This window comes from Micromonospora sp. NBC_01655, from assembly GCF_026339755.1.
Lineage (GTDB): Bacteria > Actinomycetota > Actinomycetes > Mycobacteriales > Micromonosporaceae > Micromonospora.
On record NZ_JAPEQF010000001.1, the window covers coordinates 439,346 to 453,488 of the forward strand.

Genomic DNA, 14,143 nt, shown 5'->3' on the forward strand with positions numbered 1-14,143 from the left:
GCGGATCAGCCGTCCACGCGGAAGGTCAGGGTGGTGGTGCCGAGCTGGATCATGTCGCCGGGGTTGAGGGCGACGGCGGAGACCCGCTGGCCGTTGACCATGGTGCCGTTGGTCGAGCCGAGATCGGTCAGCACGACCTGGCCACCGTCGAAGTCCAGCCGGGCGTGTCGCCGGGAGATGCCGACGTCCGGCAGGCGCAGGTTGGCCTGGTCGCCGCGGCCGATCACGGTCGAGCCCATCTGGAGAGGGTAGGTGCGGCCGTCGCCGGAGACCAACCGGACGTTGCGCCCGCCGCCGTGCCCCGGCGGCGGGCCGTAGCCGCCGCCCTGGTCGTACGCCGGGTACGCGGGCGGGCCCGCGTCGTAGCCGCCCTGGTCGTAGCCGGGCGCGGAGACCGGGGCGACGTCGCCGCCGGTGTAGACCTCGGCGGTGACCCGGAACATCCCGGTGTCGAGACCCTCGCCGCGCTCGATCTCGACGATCACGTCGCCGTAGACCGTCCATGCCTGCTCGCCGATGAACTCCGCCTGCGACTGGGCCAGTTCCTGAGCCAGGGCGGCGGCGTACGGCGCCAGCCGGCTGTGGTCGTAGGGCGAGAGATCGATCACGTAGCGGTTGGGCACCAACGTGCGCCCACCGGCCAGGATCGCCTTGTGCGCCTCGGCCTCCCGCTGCATGGCGTTGAGGATCTCCACGGGGTGAACCACCCCTTTGAAGACCTTGGCGAAGGCTCCTTCGACCAGGCCTTCCAGACGCTTCTCGAAGCGTTGCAGCACGCTCACCGGCTCCTCCTCGGTCCCGAGGACATGATGGTATCCGGCCGGCGCGCGCGCAGCTCACACGCCGCTCGGCCGGCTTCTGCCGGCCCGTTCGGAAGGGCCGGTGCCCTCGTGCTACAGTTTCGTCCGCCACGAACGGTAACCGGTCGCGGCGAGGGTCGGAAAGACCGTAGGATGTGCCGGGCCGCTGGCGACAGCGGAACCGGGGCGGGCTACAGTGTTCCCGGTCAGCCACGGGGAAGTGGCGGAATGGCAGACGCGCACGGTTCAGGTCCGTGTGCCCGAAAGGGCGTGGGGGTTCAACTCCCCCCTTCCCCACCAGATCGAGGGCTTCGCAGCGATGCGGGGCCCTTGAGTCGTTTCGGGGTGCCCTGCGTCGCGTCCGGTCGGTGCCGGACGTCACGCTATGCTCCGATCGTTCCCTGATTCCTATGGACCAGGAGTGGCGTGTGAGTGTCGCGTTGGTGACCGGGTCGGGCGGCCTGATCGGTTCCGAGGCGGTCCGGCACTTCGCCGGCCTCGGTCTCGACGTCGTCGGCATCGACAACGACATGCGGCAGGAGTTCTTCGGCGCCGAGGCGTCGACCGCGTGGAACGTCCGGCGGCTGGCCGAGGAGTTGGGCGGGGCGTACTCGCACCACAGCATCGACATCCGGGACCGCGACTCGCTGGCGAAGCTCTTCGGCCGGTACGGCCGCGACATCGCCGTGGTGATCCACACGGCCGCGCAGCCGTCGCACGACTGGGCGGTGCGGGACCCGTTCACCGACTTCGACGTCAACGCCGGCGGCACGCTGAACGTGTTGCAGAACGTCCGCGAGCACTGCGTCGAGGTGCCGGTGATCCACTGCTCCACCAACAAGGTGTACGGTGACCGCCCCAACAGCCTGCCCCTGGTCGAGCTGGAGACCCGGTGGGAGATCGAGCCGGGGCACCCGTACGAGCAGGGCATCCGCGAGGACATGTCGATCGACGCCTGCCTGCACTCGGTCTTCGGCGCGTCGAAGGTGGCCGCCGACGTGATGGTGCAGGAATACGGCCGCTACTTCGGGATGCGGACCGCCTGCTTCCGGGGCGGCACGCTGACCGGCCCGGCGCACTCCGCCACCGAGCTGCACGGCTTCCTCGGGTACGTGATGCGCGCCAACATGGAGCGCCGGACGTACAAGATCTTCGGTTACCAGGGCAAGCAGGTCCGGGACGCGATCCACAGCTCCGACGTGGTGTCGGCGTTCGAGGTCTTCTTCCGCGACCCGCGCTCGGCGGCCGTCTACAACCTCGGCGGCGGACGGCACTCCAACACCTCCAACCGCGAGGCGTTCGCCCTGGCCGAGCAGATCACCGGCCAGGAGATGGTCACCGAGTACGTCGAGGCGAACCGGATCGGCGACCACAAGTGGTGGATCGGCTCGAACGAGGCGTTCCAGGCCGACTACCCGGAGTGGAAGCAGGTGTACGACGTACCGATGATCATGCGGGAGATCTACGAGGCCAACGTGGACAAGTGGGTTCCGGGCGCATGACTGTCGACGGCAAGCGCAACGTTCTCGGCGTGCTGGTCGACGCCACCGACTACGCCACCGCGACCGAGCGGGTGGTGGCCGCGGCGCACGAGCGCCGGCCGCTGGCGCTCACCGCGCTCGCCGTGCACGGCGTGATGACCGGGGTGCTCGACCCGGCGCACAACGCCCGGCTCAACTCGTTCGACGTGGTGACCCCCGACGGGCAGCCGGTGCGCTGGGCACTGAACCTGCTGCACCACGCCGGCCTCACCGACCGGGTCTACGGCCCGTTGCTGACCCTGCACGTGCTGCGCCGGTTCGCCGAGGAGGGCCTGCCGGTCTACCTGTACGGCTCGACCGAGGAGACCCTGGCCCGGCTGATCCCGGCGCTGGAGCGGATGTTCCCGGCGCTGAAGATCGCCGGGGTGGAGCCGTCGAAGTTCCGCGCCGTGCAGCCGGGCGAGGACGTCGAGATCGCCGACCGGATCAGGGCCAGCGGTGCCCGGCTCGTCCTGGTCGGGCTCGGCTGCCCGCGCCAAGAGGTCTTCACGTACGCGATGCGGCCCCTGCTGGACATGCCGCTGATGGCCGTCGGGGCCGCCTTCGACTACCACGCGGGGCTGTTGCGCAACCCGCCGCCGTGGATGCAGCGGGCCGGCCTGGAGTGGTTCTGGCGGCTCGGCCTGGAGCCGAAGCGGCTCTGGCGCCGGTACGTCATCCTCAACCCGGCGTACCTGGGTCGGCTGGCGGCGCAGAAGACCGGTCTGTGGAAGGCGAAGCCACCCGCCCCGGCCACCGAGCGCCCCGCCCCCTTCGCCGTCTGACCGACTTCGCTTCCGGGCCGCTGGCGGTTCAGCGCCGGGTGGGAACGTCGAGCAGCAGCCAGGTGTCCGGCGGGAGTTGGGGCTTACCCGGCACCGGCCGGCGCTCCTCCCGCCACCCCGTACCGACGGAGGCGGCGACCTCCCGCCAGAACCGAGCCGCCCCCGGGTTCTCCTCCTGGAACGCGATCTCCCAGCTACCCGGGCGGTCGAGCAGCAACTCCAACGCGGCGTCGTGACCGACCGACCGCCGACGCAGCGCGCGTACGACGAAGAAGGCGGCGACGGAGGACGGACCGTCGGACGGGTGCCTGGTCAGCGCAAACCCGGCCACGGTGGGGCCCCACCGGATCAGGTGGGCCACCCGGTCGGCCGCCCCGAGGAACAAGGGCAGTTGGTCGAACGCGAAGAGCCCGTCGGCGCGCGGAACCATGCCGCGGAACTCGGACAGGTCGTGCCGGTAGAGCTGACCCAGCCGCTCGACGACCGGCTGGAGCTGCTCGGTGGCGACCTGGAGGGTCACCGGTTCGCGATCCGCTGGCTGCCGCACCGGCCACATGCTAGCGGCTCCACTCATGCAGACGGATCAGCCCCAAAAAGGACGAACATGGGCACGACGGGAGCATAGCGCCGACGCGTCCCGCCCCCTACTGGTGGCTGGTCCGGGGCGAACCCGGGGTCGGCCCGGATTCGGTGGGCGGCGGGCTGGGCAAGGCTGATGCCATGGATGGGCATCTCATCGTTCTGTTGCCGGTTGCCGGCGTGTGGCTGGCCGCGGGGATCCTCGCCGACCGGCTGCCCCGGCTGGACCGCGCCCGCGCGCTGCGTCGGCGTACCGGATGGTTGCTCGCCCTGACCCTGACCGGCCTCGGCCTGACGGCGGGGGTGCTCGCCGCCGGATTGCAGAGCGCCGGCACCGGCACGGTGGACCGGGCCGCCGCCGGGCTCGCACTGGCGGCCACGCCCGCGCTGCTGGTCGGGGCCAGCACCGCCCGGCGGGTCCGCCGGTTGTGGACCGGGGCCGGTGCCCTCGCCACGGCCCCGCACGCCCCGGCCCCGCACGGCCTGCGGGCCGCCGCCGCCCACCCGCTCGTCGGCCTGCCGCTCCAGGTCACCGGCCTGGCCACCATCCCGGGTGTGCTCTCGGCCAGCGGCCTGGACGTCTTCGCGGGGCCCGGCACGACCGGGGCCGGGGTCACCATCGGCGCGCTGGGTGTCGTCGCCATCGGGGTACGACACGCGCTGCGCCACAGCCGGCTGGCCGAGCGGGCATTGCCCCAGCGGCAGCCGGCGTCACCGCGGGCGGCCAGCCCCCTGCACGTATAGCAGCTCCAGGATCGCCCGGGTCGCCTCGAACCAGCGGTCCATCCAGCCGGGCGGAGGCACGCTCCCCTTCGGCGGCAACTCCAGCAGCAGGCCGCGCAGCAGCGGGTGGTCGGCCAGGGGCTCGGCCGACCCGGTCGGCCAACCGGCCGGCGGGAACGACGGCTCGGTGAGCGGGTTCGGGTCCAGCGAGGGCAGCGACAGCGGCGGCCCGGCCTGCTCGGGGGTGGCCGACCCGCCGTCCCGACCAGCGAACTCGGTGTCGGTGGAGACCACCTCGGTCAGCACGGTGTCCCGGCGGGCCCCGCGGTACTTGCCGCCGAACCGCTCCGGCTTGCCCGGACCGTTGGTGAGGTTCTCTGACCCGATCGTCGTCATCGTCTCGCCTGCCTCGCTTGGTTGCCGATCCGTGCGGCGGGTTTGTCGACCAGCGCCGTACCGAGGGGTACAACGACCCGGGGCGGGGCTGGCGACGGGTCGGGGCGGATCCGTACCGCCGGCCGCCGATCCGTACCGCAGAGTCACCGGCTTCCCTTCGGACGCGCGACGGGCGCGGACCGTCCGGCTACGCTGCCGAACGGGCCGCGCCCGTCGTGTCGGGGTCCGGTCCATCAGTCCCGGGCGAAGGTGCCTTCCCTGGTACCGGCGACGAAGGCGTGCCAGTCACCCGGAGCGAAGATCAGGTTGGGCCCACTCTTGTCCTTCGAGTCCCGTACCCCGATTGCTCCGGTCACGTACGCCACCTCGACGCAGTTGTCACAGTTCGGCCCGCTCTTCGAGCTCTTGAACCACGTCGCCCGCGTCAGGTCCCCACGGAACCTCTTGGTCGCCACTTCCACAACGGCTCCTCTGCCAGTTTTGCGATTTGTGCGATGGATTCCTCCGGGCGTGTGGCCGCTGCTCGAATGTGATCGAAGATGAAGCTGTACTTCTGCAGTTCGTCGCTCTTCTCGAGGAAGAGCCCACCCGTGGCGTTCTCCGCGTACACGACATCGGGATCACCCGCTTCGGGGAAGCTGAGGATGGTGAAGGTGCCGTCCATGCCGGCGTGCGCCCCTACCGAGAACGGCAGGATCTGGAGCGTCACGTTCGGCAGCTCCGCCACCTCCACCAGCCGCTTGAGCTGACCACGCATCACCACGTCGCCGCCCACCGGCCGGCTCAGCACCGCCTCATCGAGCACCACCCACAGATCGACCGGATCGTCCTGGGTCAACAACGACTGACGGTCGAGTCGGACACGCACTCTCTGCCGGACCTGATCCACGGTGAAGTCGGGACGGGCGGCCCGGATCATCGCCGAGGCATACTCCTCGGTCTCCAGCAGGCCCGGCACCACCTGCTGCTCGTAAGCCCGGATGGAGCTCGCTGCCGACTCCAGGCCGACGTACGCCCCGACCAGCACCGTGCTGTACGGGTGCCACCAGCCCTTCTGCCGGGCCTCCCGGGCAATCTGCACCAGTTCGTCGCTCTCGGCGCCGGACACCCCGTAGATCAGCAACATGTCCCGGACGTCGCGGGGGGTGGCGGTGGTGTGGCCGGTCTCGATCCGGGAGATCTTCGACGCGGAGCACTCCAGTTGCTCGGCGACCACCTCGATCGTGATGCCGGCCGCGTCGCGGTGGCGACGCAACTCGGCGCCGAGCCTGCGACGGCGGATGGTGGGGCTGCGTCGCTCGCTCACGGCGTCCCCCCGTGGGCCGCCTGGCCGGACCGATCGCTGCTCGCGCTCACCCGGTTACCTCCGGTCGATCGCGCCGGGGGTCGACGCCCGCCGGGGCGCGACCGTCGGGCGGCGAGCGTTTCGCGGCGGAGGCGTGGTGCCGGTCGTCGGCCGGCCGCGGCGGGCGAAACCGACGTTCAGTGTGCCGCCCCGGGGACGGCGGCATCAAGCGTCTATTTACGCGCGCCGCTCACGTATCGGCAAAAGTCGACATGCAACTTGCATGAAGCACGTCACTGATGCAGTCTGTCCGTAGGGCCAAGGTCACTCACCGTTCCGGTCGGCCACCGGAGAGGGGGGTGCTCCGCCGCGACGGAGCGCTCGGTCGAGGGCCGGGCCCAGGCACCACACGACGGACCTGCCCCCGGTTCCAGGCCCCGTCGCCGCACGCCACTGGCTGCGACGGCGGGCGCGACGACCGGGTGCAGTCGGGTGGTGGTCGGGTGACGGCACGCCACCAGCGGGCACGACCCGACCACCACCGCCCCGCTGACCGGTTCACGAGGCACGACCCCGTCACCGGACCCGCGACATCCCCCGAACCACCGCCGGCGCACGCCGGCCGATCCTCTCCAGGAGCCCTCTGTGCTTCCCCGCTCAGGTGACGTAGTGCACGTGACTCGCGCGGCGAGTGTCCAGTTCCTCAGACCGATCATGTTCCGCGTGATCCGGGTGCACGACTGGCCCACGTACCAGGGTTGGGTGTGGCTCGACGGCTACGAGTTGAACGCGACGGGGGAAGCGGTCAACCGGCGGTCGATCTTCGTGCAGGCGGCCGGGCTGCGCCAGCTCCGGACCGCGCCGCAGCCGCCCCGGCAGCACACCGTCCGGCCGCGCCGCCCGGTGGCCCGTACGGCGGTCCGGGTGGGCTGACCCGCCGGAATCGCAGGTCGGGATGCGTGCCGCCGGCATAGGATCGGTACGCCACCCCGGCGAAGTCTCCACCTCGCGCATCCCGGACCCTGAACCTGGGATGGTCATGGTCATTCTGCCCGCCGCGCGGCGACACCACCGCTCCCGTGCCCTCTACGCCTTCGGCCTGCTGGCGCTGCTCGGCGCCGTCACCATCCTCGTGATGGTGGTCCGCTACCCGGCCCTGTCCGCCACCGAGCTGAGCGCTCCGGTCCCGGCCCCCGAGATCACCGTGGTGGACGAGCCCGGTCCCGAGCCGGGCTGGGCCGACCGGGCGGATCAGCCGGCGGGGGCGCAAGCCGCTCCGGCGGGGGCGGTCGGCGTACCGGGCCCCGCCGGCGTGGGAGCCGGCGCCGGAACGGACTCGATCGTCGAGGCCCGCCGGGCCCCGGACGGGGCGGCGGAGCGCCGGAACGACGTGAGCCGCTCACTGTTCTGGTCCGGGGTCCTCGGCCTGGCCATCGCGCTGGCCGGGCTTGGACTGGTCGGGACCAGACGCCGGATGTGGTGAGCACCGGATGTGGTGAGCACCCGGCACGGCGGGGACCCGGTGCCGCCGAGGGCCGGCCCGGCGGCGTCAGGGCGTCGGGCTGGCAGCCCTGGTCGCCGACGGCTCGGCCGCGCTGCTGGCGGGTGTCGGGGCCGCCGCGACCACCAGCGTGACCTCCTCCCCGGCGGGTACCAGCTCGCCGGCACCGGGATCGGTCTCAAGCACCGTGCCGGCCGGCTGGTCGGACTCCCGGGCCTCGACCCGGTGCTCGATGCCGAGCTGGTCCAGGACCAGCTCGGCCGTCGCCCGGGACAGCCCGACCAGCGGCGGCATCGGCACCGCGGGTCGGGTGGTCGACGGCGGGGTGGTGGACGGCGGGGTGGTGGACGGCCCGGCGGTCGTCGCCTCGGTCGTCGGCGCACCGGTCGTCGCCGGGGCGGTGGTCGGCCGCGCCGAGGAAGTGTCCCCGGGACCGGGGGAGTCGTCGGTGGACGCGAGCAGCCAGAGGCCGGCCCCGAGCAGGCCTGCCAGCAGCAGCGCCAGCACGCCGAGCAGGATCGGCGTCCACCAGCGCCGACCGGGCTGGTCCTCGGCGTACCAGTCCTCGCCGGCCGGGTCGCGGTAGTCCGCCGGGCGCGGTGGCGGGACCCCGGCCCGCCCGGACCAGACCGCGGGGCCGGCCGGCGGCTGCCGACCGGTGTCCCCGGACCGGGGCAGCGGCCGGGTCTCGTCGGCGGGTTCCTCGGCTGGCAGCCCGCGCGGGGAACCCGGCGGCGGCCGGGTTCCGTCCCCGGAGCGGGGCAGCGGGCGGGTGCGGTCGTCGGCGTCGTCGGCCGGCGGCGGCGGGCCCTGGCGGTCGTCGCTCATCGCACGTCCTCTCCCCACCGGGCGGCCTGGCCCTCGGCATCCACGCTAACCGCTGCCGCGCACGCCGGCTCGGATCAGCGCGGCGAGCCGCGGTCACGGGGTCGGTGCCGGCTCCCCGCTCGGCTCCGCCGGCTCCTTGCCACAGGTCAGGGCCACCACGTCGTTCCAGGACGCCGTGCTGTCAGGCTCCGGGTCCTGTGCGGTGACGGTGCCCGTCCGGCCGGTGCGGTAGCGCGGGTAGAGGCCCTCCTCGACCAGGTCGTCGGCCGCGTCGGAGCAGTCGTCGTCGAGCAGGTCCGGGACGCTGACCTCGGGCGCCGGCCCCGCGACGTGCAGCACGACGGTGGTGCCCCGGCGCACGGCCGAGCCGACCGGGGGGTCGGCGTCGCGCACGTTGCGCCCCGACCCGGTGCCGAAGACCAGCCGCCAGCCGAGCCTGCGGTCCCGCAGTTCGTCCCGGGCGTCCTCGAAGTCCGTGCCCACCACCGGCGGGACGGTCAGCCCGCCGGACGGGGCGGGTGCGCTGGTCCGGGGCGCGGGCGAGGTCGTCCGGACGGTCGGCGACGGGCTCTCGGTGGCCGGGGCCGTCGCGCCGGCGTCCGCACTCGGGCCGGACGGGGCGGCGTCCTCGTCGGCCAGCAGCCAGCCGCCGGCCGCGCCGACGGCCGCGAGGAGCGCGACGGCGAGCCCACCGCCGAGCACCCTGGCCATCCGGCCCGACCCGGACCCGCCCGGCTCGCCGGGGTACGTCTCCCGAGCGGTGTTCCCGTCCGTCATCGCGCCCACCACCTCATCACCGGCGACCGTACCGGGCCGCGCCAAGCACCCGGGAGTCCGGTTCTCCGCCACGGCTCGCCGGGCCGACCTCGGGACGTTACGCTCCCCGGCATGGCCAGACGGGGCTGGGGAGGATCGATCGCCACGGCGGTCGGCGTCGCTGCCGGCGCGGGCGCCGCCCAACTGGGCTTCGGCTACGGGCTGGGCATCATCAGCTGGGCGGGGGCGGACGTCGGCGGCGGGGCGTCCTGGGTGGCCAGCCTGGCCTGGTCGACCTGGATCGCGAGCACCTCGACGATCGCCGGCGCGGTCTGCGCCCAGCGGCTGCGGCAGCGCGCCCCGGCACCGGGCGTCCCCGCCCCGCATGCTCCCGCCACCGCCGAGCAGCGCCTGGAGGCGATCGCCACCCCCGACGCCCCGGCGGGTGGCGGCTCCCCGGACGGGCCGGACCCGGTCGGCACGCCCGCCCGGGTGCACCCGGTGGGCACGCCCGCCTGGGTGGACCGGGTCGGCACGCCCGCCTGGGTGGACCCGGTCGGCACGCCGTCCCCGCCCGAGCCGGTCGGCACGCCCGGGGTGGGCCCGGGCGGCTCCTCCGGCGTGGCCGCTCCCACCCCGGGCCGGGGCGGTTCCGGGCAGGGCGGGGCCGGCGGGCTCGGATCGACGGCCCTGGCGCTCGCCGGGGGGATCGGGGCGCTGGTCACCGTGCTGCTGGTGGCCGTACCGGCCCGGGTGGTGAGCGTCCCGGACGTCTCCGCACCACAGGCCGTGGCCGCCGCGTACGCCGGGGCCGGGGTGCTGATCGGGATGCTGGTGGCCAGGTGGGCGCTGCGCTCACCGGCTGCGGCTGCCGACGTGGTCGCCACCGTCGGCTGGCTCTGGCTGCTCGCGGTGGTCGCCGTGGCGGACGGGGTGTTCTCCGGGCGGGGGCTGACCACCGCCCAACTCGGCATCTGGCAGCTCAGCGCGGACCGGCCAGCCTTCTGGATCCGGGACTGGTTCTACTGGCCCGGCGCGCTTCTGGCGCTCGGCTCGGCACTGCTGATCGGCGCGCTGGCCGCGCGGCGTACCGCCCGGTCGCCGGAGCGCCGACTCGGGGCGGCGGCCTCGGGCGCGGCAGGTCCGCTGCTCGTCGCGCTGGCCTACCTGCTGGCCGTGCCCGGCCTCGCCACGATCGGCCGGGAACAGGTGTCGGCCCACCTCGTCGCGCCGTACGCGGTGCTGGCCGGCCTCGCCGGGTCGATGTTGACCGCCGCGCTGGCCCAGCGGACGGCGGCCCGCCGCGCCGGCGTACCGGTGCCGCTGGCAGCCCTGCCCGCGTCCGGCGCTGCGGTTCCGGTGCCCCGGCAGCGCTCCGGCGGCACCAACGCCGAGCCGGGACCGCCCGCCGCCGGCCAGGCCGGCCCGGTCACTCCCGACGCCGGGACGGCCACCGGGTCCGGGGCCGGGGAAGCCAGCACCGCCGAGGAAACCGGGACCGCCGGAGAAGCCAGCACCGCCGGGGAGACCGGGACCGCCGGGACCGCCCCGGCAGCCGGGACGGGGGCCGGGCGCGCGGTGGAGCCGGGCGCCGGAGACGGCGTACCCGCCGGGGGTGTGGAGGTGGCCGCGGAGCGCCGGCCGCCGACGGCGCCGAAGCCCCGCGGCGGGCGGCGCACCCGCTGACGCCTGGTCAGTCGACCGGCCAGGTGTGCACCGGCTCGTTGCCGCACTGAAGCGCCGCATAACGCTGCACCATGTCGTGCAGGGCCGCGTCGCGGTCCATCCCCCGGCGCCGCTCGGCGGCCCAGACCGCCTCGGTCTGCCACACCGCGCCGTTGCGGCCGGTGCGGCACCGCTGCTCGATGACGCCGAGCAGGTGGTCCCGCTCGGCCGGCGCGACGCCGAAGCGGTCCAGCCCGACGGCCGCCGTCGGCAACAGGGTGTCGAGCACCAGCTTGGTCACCGGCACGTCCCCGAGGCGGGGCCAGTGCAGGACAGCGTCCATGCCGCGCCGGGCGGCGGTGTGGAAGTTCTCCTCCGCCGAGCTGAACGTCAACTGGCTCCAGATCGGCCGGTCCGCCTCGGCCAGGCCCCGGGCCAGTCCGAAGTAGAAGGCGGCGTTCGCCAGCATGTCGACCACCGTGGGACCGGCCGGCAGCACCCGGTTCTCCACCCGCAGGTGCGGGCGGCCGTTCATGATGTCGTAGACCGGCCGGTTCCAGCGGTAGACCGTGCCGTTGTGCAGCCGCAGCTCCGCCAGTTCGGGGACGCCGCCGGCGTGCAGCACCTCGACCGGGTCCTCGTCCTCGCAGATCGGCAGCAGCGGCGGGAAGTAGCGGACGTTCTCCTCGAACAGGTCGAAGATCGAGGTGATCCAGCGCTCCCCGAACCAGACCCGGGGGCGTACGCCCTGGGCCTTCAGCTCGTCGGGGCGGGTGTCGGTGGCCTGCTGGAACAGTGCGATCCGGGTCTCCGCCCAGAGCTGTCGGCCGTACAGGAACGGCGAGTTCGCCCCCACCGCCACCTGGACGCCCGCGATGGCCTGGGAGGCGTTCCAGTAGTCGGCGAAGCTGTCCGGGGCGACCTGGAGGTGGAACTGAAGGCTGGTGCAGGCGGCCTCCGGCGCAATGGAGTCGGTGTGCGTCTGCAACCGCTCGACGCCGCGGATGTCCAGCTCGATGTCCTCGCCGCGGGCGCCCACGATCTGGTCGTTGAGCACCCGGTACCGGGCGGCGGTGGAGAGGTTGTCGGCGACCAGGTGGCGCTCGGTGAGGGTGGGCAGGATGCCGACCAGCACGATCCGGGCGTCGGACTTCGCCGCCCGCTCGTCGGCCCGGGTCAGGCTGCCGCGCAGGTCGTGCTCGTAGTCGGCGAAGCCGCCGCCCTCGATCAGCCGGGGCTTGGCGTTCAGCTCCAGGTTGAACTGCCCCAGCTCGGTCTGGAAGAGCGGGTCGGCGATGTCCGCGAGGATCTGCTCGTTGCGCATCGCCGGCTCGGCCGCCGGGTCCATCAGGTTGAGTTCGATCTCCAGCCCGGTCATCGGCCGGTCGGCGTCGAAACCGAAGTCGTCCAGCATCAACGCGAAGACGTCCAGACACCGCCGGACCTTCTGCCGGTAGCGGACTCTGTCCTCCCGGGAGAAGGCGCCCTGCTCGACGTCCCTGCCCATGTGTCCTCCCGGCGCGAGGCGCTGCGGAACGTGCCGTTCCGCAGCGCATTGTGAACCATCTACGGTAAATGTGCCCAACGCCCCGGGCCAGCGGCCGACGCCGGGCGATCACCGCGACGACGGCCACGACCGGGCCGAGGGTCGCTCCCGACGGATCTCTACCCAGGTGGGCGTGCCCGCCATCGGGCACGGTGACCGACGGTTCGTGACAATTCGCACCGTCCCGTCGGGGACGCCAGCTCCACGCCGCCCCGGGGCTCGCGGGCCCGACACGGACCGTGGGCCCGCGCCGACTGGTGCGGCGCGGGCCCACGGGGTCTTCCGGTGCTCAGGACTCAGGGTGTGCAGTCCTCGAAGTTGCGGGGATCAGGCCTGGCGGACGGCCTCGCCCTCGATCTCGATCTTGATCTTCTTGCCGACCAGCACACCGCCGGTCTCCAGGGCGACGTTCCAGGTCAGGCCGAAGTCCTCGCGGTCGATCTCGGTGCTCGCGGAGAACCCGAAGATGTCCTGGCCGAACGGGCTGCGCCCGACGCCCTCGAACTCGACCTCCAGCTCCACCGGGCGGGTGACGCCCTTGATGGTCAGCTCGCCGGAGAGCACGAGCTCGTTGCCGTCCCGGGACTTCACGCCGGTGCTGCGGTACTCCAGGGTCGGGAAGGTCTCGGTGTCCAGGAACTCGGGGCTGCGCAGGTGGGCGTCCCGGTCGGCCTGGGCGGTGCTGATGCTCGCGGCCTGGATGGTCGCGGAGACCGTGGACTGCAACGGGTCCTCGGCGATCGTGATCGTGGCGGTCGCGTCGGCGAACTCACCACGGACCTTGCTGACCATCATGTGCCGGGCGACGAAGCCGACCCGCTTGTGAGCCGCGTCCAGCAGATAGGTGCCGGCGGCCGGGATGGTGAGGCCGTCCCACTCGCGGGTAACCGATTCGGTGCTGCTGGTCATGGTGCTGTCCTCCAGGGGAGATTGTTTAGTAGCCCAACGGCTGACTGAGCAACTATAGCCGCAACAATATTCCTCGTGTCAAGTACTGCTACGATGGGCGGGTGGACCAGAACGTGTTCGACGACCCCCGGATCACCGCCGTCGGCCTGCTCGTCGAGGCGCACGCCGGGCTGTCGGCCCGGTTCGCCGCCCAGTTCGAGGAGCACGGGCTCTCCCCGGTCGAGTTCGAGATGCTGACCCGCCTCGCCCGCTCGCCCGGCAACCAGCTCCGGATGACGGACCTGGCCGCGCAGACCTCGCTCTCCACCAGCGGGGTGACCCGGGTGGTGGACCGGATGGAGCGCGACGGGCTCCTCCGCCGTCGGGCCTGCCCGTCCGACCGGCGTAGCTCGTACGCCGTGGTCACCGCCGCCGGCCTGGAGCGGTTGGACCAGACCCTCCCGGGGCACCTGCGCATCATCGAGCAGTGGTTCACCGGCCAGTTGGCGCCCGACACGCTGCGCGTCCTCCTCGACGGCCTCCGGCAGGTGCGCGACGCCGTGCACCCAGGGGCCACGGCGGGCAGCACCGAACCGAATCCGGCGGAGCCGACCGCCCCGCCCGGCGGCTGACTCCCCGACGGCCCCCGCTGGACACGGGTACGGAGCCCGGGCGGGCTCCGGGTGGTGATACCGGCAGAAAGACCGGCAGAATCGGCTCAGCCAGCGGTAGCTATCCGGGCGAAACGGACGAAGCCCATTGCCCGCGGTGGCTACTGTGCTCTCAGCGGGGGCGCACCGGGGGGTGCTGGCGCGAGCGATGAGCGAGGGGTAACACCAGGGGGCTCCTTCGCTCGCGCCACCCCTCCGCG

General features: G+C 73.3%; 16 protein-coding genes and 1 tRNA gene. 8 read left to right on the plus strand and 9 right to left on the minus strand.

What is annotated here, in order from left to right; all coding sequences use genetic code 11:
* Window positions 1-5: 5 nt before the first annotated feature.
* The gene (locus OOK41_RS02205) at window positions 6-782 is read right to left on the minus strand and encodes a DUF3662 and FHA domain-containing protein (RefSeq protein WP_117668069.1); all 777 of its coding nucleotides are present in this window, start codon (window positions 780-782) and stop codon (window positions 6-8) included.
* A gap of 232 nt (window positions 783-1,014) precedes the next feature.
* Here OOK41_RS02205 and OOK41_RS02210 point away from each other — a divergent pair.
* From OOK41_RS02210 to OOK41_RS02220, 3 genes are all read left to right on the plus strand, one after another.
* Window positions 1,015-1,100 (plus strand) — tRNA-Leu (locus OOK41_RS02210).
* A gap of 128 nt (window positions 1,101-1,228) precedes the next feature.
* Window positions 1,229-2,302 (plus strand): NAD-dependent epimerase/dehydratase family protein, encoded by a 1,074-nt coding sequence (locus tag OOK41_RS02215; protein WP_266262752.1) that lies wholly within the window; start codon window positions 1,229-1,231, stop codon window positions 2,300-2,302.
* Window positions 2,299-3,105 carry a WecB/TagA/CpsF family glycosyltransferase gene (locus OOK41_RS02220; RefSeq protein WP_117668117.1) on the plus strand — a complete coding sequence of 269 codons (807 nt, stop codon included), beginning with the start codon at window positions 2,299-2,301 and terminating at the stop codon, window positions 3,103-3,105. The genes OOK41_RS02215 and OOK41_RS02220 overlap by 4 nt, the downstream gene beginning before the upstream one ends.
* Window positions 3,106-3,133: 28 nt before the next feature.
* Here OOK41_RS02220 and OOK41_RS02225 read toward each other — a convergent pair whose 3' ends face one another.
* Complete coding sequence (locus tag OOK41_RS02225; RefSeq protein ID WP_266262754.1) at window positions 3,134-3,652, minus strand: GNAT family N-acetyltransferase; 519 nt, start codon at window positions 3,650-3,652, stop codon at window positions 3,134-3,136.
* Between the two features lie 173 nt (window positions 3,653-3,825).
* Between OOK41_RS02225 and OOK41_RS02230 the strand changes: the two genes are divergently transcribed.
* A complete protein-coding gene (locus OOK41_RS02230; protein ID WP_266262755.1) occupies window positions 3,826-4,428 on the plus strand; it encodes a hypothetical protein in 603 nt (200 codons plus the stop codon).
* On the opposite strand, the gene OOK41_RS02235 is transcribed toward OOK41_RS02230, so the two are convergent.
* The 3 genes from OOK41_RS02235 to OOK41_RS02245 form a co-directional block, all read right to left on the minus strand.
* Window positions 4,396-4,803, minus strand: coding sequence for a hypothetical protein (locus OOK41_RS02235; protein ID WP_117668072.1), 408 nt, complete (start codon window positions 4,801-4,803; stop codon window positions 4,396-4,398). The two genes, OOK41_RS02230 and OOK41_RS02235, sit on opposite strands and share 33 nt — an antisense overlap.
* A gap of 233 nt (window positions 4,804-5,036) precedes the next feature.
* Complete coding sequence (locus OOK41_RS02240; RefSeq protein WP_117668073.1) at window positions 5,037-5,258, minus strand: DUF397 domain-containing protein; 222 nt, start codon at window positions 5,256-5,258, stop codon at window positions 5,037-5,039.
* Window positions 5,228-6,109 carry a helix-turn-helix transcriptional regulator gene (locus OOK41_RS02245; protein WP_117668074.1) on the minus strand — a complete coding sequence of 294 codons (882 nt, stop codon included), beginning with the start codon at window positions 6,107-6,109 and terminating at the stop codon, window positions 5,228-5,230. The genes OOK41_RS02240 and OOK41_RS02245 overlap by 31 nt, the downstream gene beginning before the upstream one ends.
* A 624-nt stretch (window positions 6,110-6,733) precedes the next feature.
* Between OOK41_RS02245 and OOK41_RS02250 the strand changes: the two genes are divergently transcribed.
* Together OOK41_RS02250 and OOK41_RS02255 are read left to right on the plus strand one after the other, a co-directional pair.
* Complete coding sequence (locus OOK41_RS02250; protein WP_117668075.1) at window positions 6,734-7,021, plus strand: hypothetical protein; 288 nt, start codon at window positions 6,734-6,736, stop codon at window positions 7,019-7,021.
* 100 nt (window positions 7,022-7,121) lie between these two features.
* Entirely contained in the window at window positions 7,122-7,571 is a 450-nt protein-coding gene (locus tag OOK41_RS02255; RefSeq protein ID WP_117668076.1) for a hypothetical protein, read from the plus strand.
* Between the two features lie 66 nt (window positions 7,572-7,637).
* On the opposite strand, the gene OOK41_RS02260 is transcribed toward OOK41_RS02255, so the two are convergent.
* Together OOK41_RS02260 and OOK41_RS02265 are read right to left on the minus strand one after the other, a co-directional pair.
* Window positions 7,638-8,417: a PASTA domain-containing protein gene (locus OOK41_RS02260; RefSeq protein WP_266262756.1), complete on the minus strand. Its 780-nt coding sequence runs from the start codon at window positions 8,415-8,417 to the stop codon at window positions 7,638-7,640.
* A gap of 93 nt (window positions 8,418-8,510) precedes the next feature.
* Window positions 8,511-9,194 carry a PASTA domain-containing protein gene (locus tag OOK41_RS02265; RefSeq protein WP_117668118.1) on the minus strand — a complete coding sequence of 228 codons (684 nt, stop codon included), beginning with the start codon at window positions 9,192-9,194 and terminating at the stop codon, window positions 8,511-8,513.
* Between the two features lie 111 nt (window positions 9,195-9,305).
* On the opposite strand from OOK41_RS02265, the gene OOK41_RS02270 reads away from it, so the two are divergent.
* Window positions 9,306-10,859, plus strand: coding sequence for a hypothetical protein (locus OOK41_RS02270; protein WP_266262758.1), 1,554 nt, complete (start codon window positions 9,306-9,308; stop codon window positions 10,857-10,859).
* A 7-nt stretch (window positions 10,860-10,866) separates the two neighbouring features.
* Here the strand turns inward: OOK41_RS02270 and OOK41_RS02275 are convergent, their stop codons facing one another.
* Both OOK41_RS02275 and OOK41_RS02280 read right to left on the minus strand, forming a co-directional pair.
* Window positions 10,867-12,345, minus strand: coding sequence for a glutamate--cysteine ligase (locus OOK41_RS02275; RefSeq protein WP_266262760.1), 1,479 nt, complete (start codon window positions 12,343-12,345; stop codon window positions 10,867-10,869).
* 366 nt (window positions 12,346-12,711) lie between these two features.
* The gene (locus OOK41_RS02280) at window positions 12,712-13,293 is read right to left on the minus strand and encodes a YceI family protein (protein ID WP_117668079.1); all 582 of its coding nucleotides are present in this window, start codon (window positions 13,291-13,293) and stop codon (window positions 12,712-12,714) included.
* Window positions 13,294-13,394: 101 nt separating this feature from the next.
* Between OOK41_RS02280 and OOK41_RS02285 the strand changes: the two genes are divergently transcribed.
* A complete protein-coding gene (locus tag OOK41_RS02285) occupies window positions 13,395-13,904 on the plus strand; it encodes a MarR family winged helix-turn-helix transcriptional regulator (protein ID WP_117668080.1) in 510 nt (169 codons plus the stop codon).
* The last annotated feature ends 239 nt before the right edge of the window (window positions 13,905-14,143 follow it).

Excerpts from the sequence above, each read along its gene's own strand:
- OOK41_RS02220 (WP_117668117.1), top strand. The coding sequence starts at position 2,299 with ATGACTGTCGACGGCAAGCGCAACGTTCTCGGCGTGCTGGTCGACGCC.
- OOK41_RS02230 (WP_266262755.1), top strand. The coding sequence starts at position 3,826 with ATGGATGGGCATCTCATCGTTCTGTTGCCGGTTGCCGGCGTGTGGCTG.
- OOK41_RS02235 (WP_117668072.1), bottom strand. The coding sequence starts at position 4,803 with ATGACGACGATCGGGTCAGAGAACCTCACCAACGGTCCGGGCAAGCCG.
- OOK41_RS02255 (WP_117668076.1), top strand. The coding sequence starts at position 7,122 with ATGGTCATGGTCATTCTGCCCGCCGCGCGGCGACACCACCGCTCCCGT.
- OOK41_RS02260 (WP_266262756.1), bottom strand. The coding sequence starts at position 8,417 with ATGAGCGACGACCGCCAGGGCCCGCCGCCGCCGGCCGACGACGCCGAC.
- OOK41_RS02265 (WP_117668118.1), bottom strand. The coding sequence starts at position 9,194 with ATGACGGACGGGAACACCGCTCGGGAGACGTACCCCGGCGAGCCGGGC.
- OOK41_RS02270 (WP_266262758.1), top strand. The coding sequence starts at position 9,306 with ATGGCCAGACGGGGCTGGGGAGGATCGATCGCCACGGCGGTCGGCGTC.
- OOK41_RS02275 (WP_266262760.1), bottom strand. The coding sequence starts at position 12,345 with ATGGGCAGGGACGTCGAGCAGGGCGCCTTCTCCCGGGAGGACAGAGTC.
- OOK41_RS02280 (WP_117668079.1), bottom strand. The coding sequence starts at position 13,293 with ATGACCAGCAGCACCGAATCGGTTACCCGCGAGTGGGACGGCCTCACC.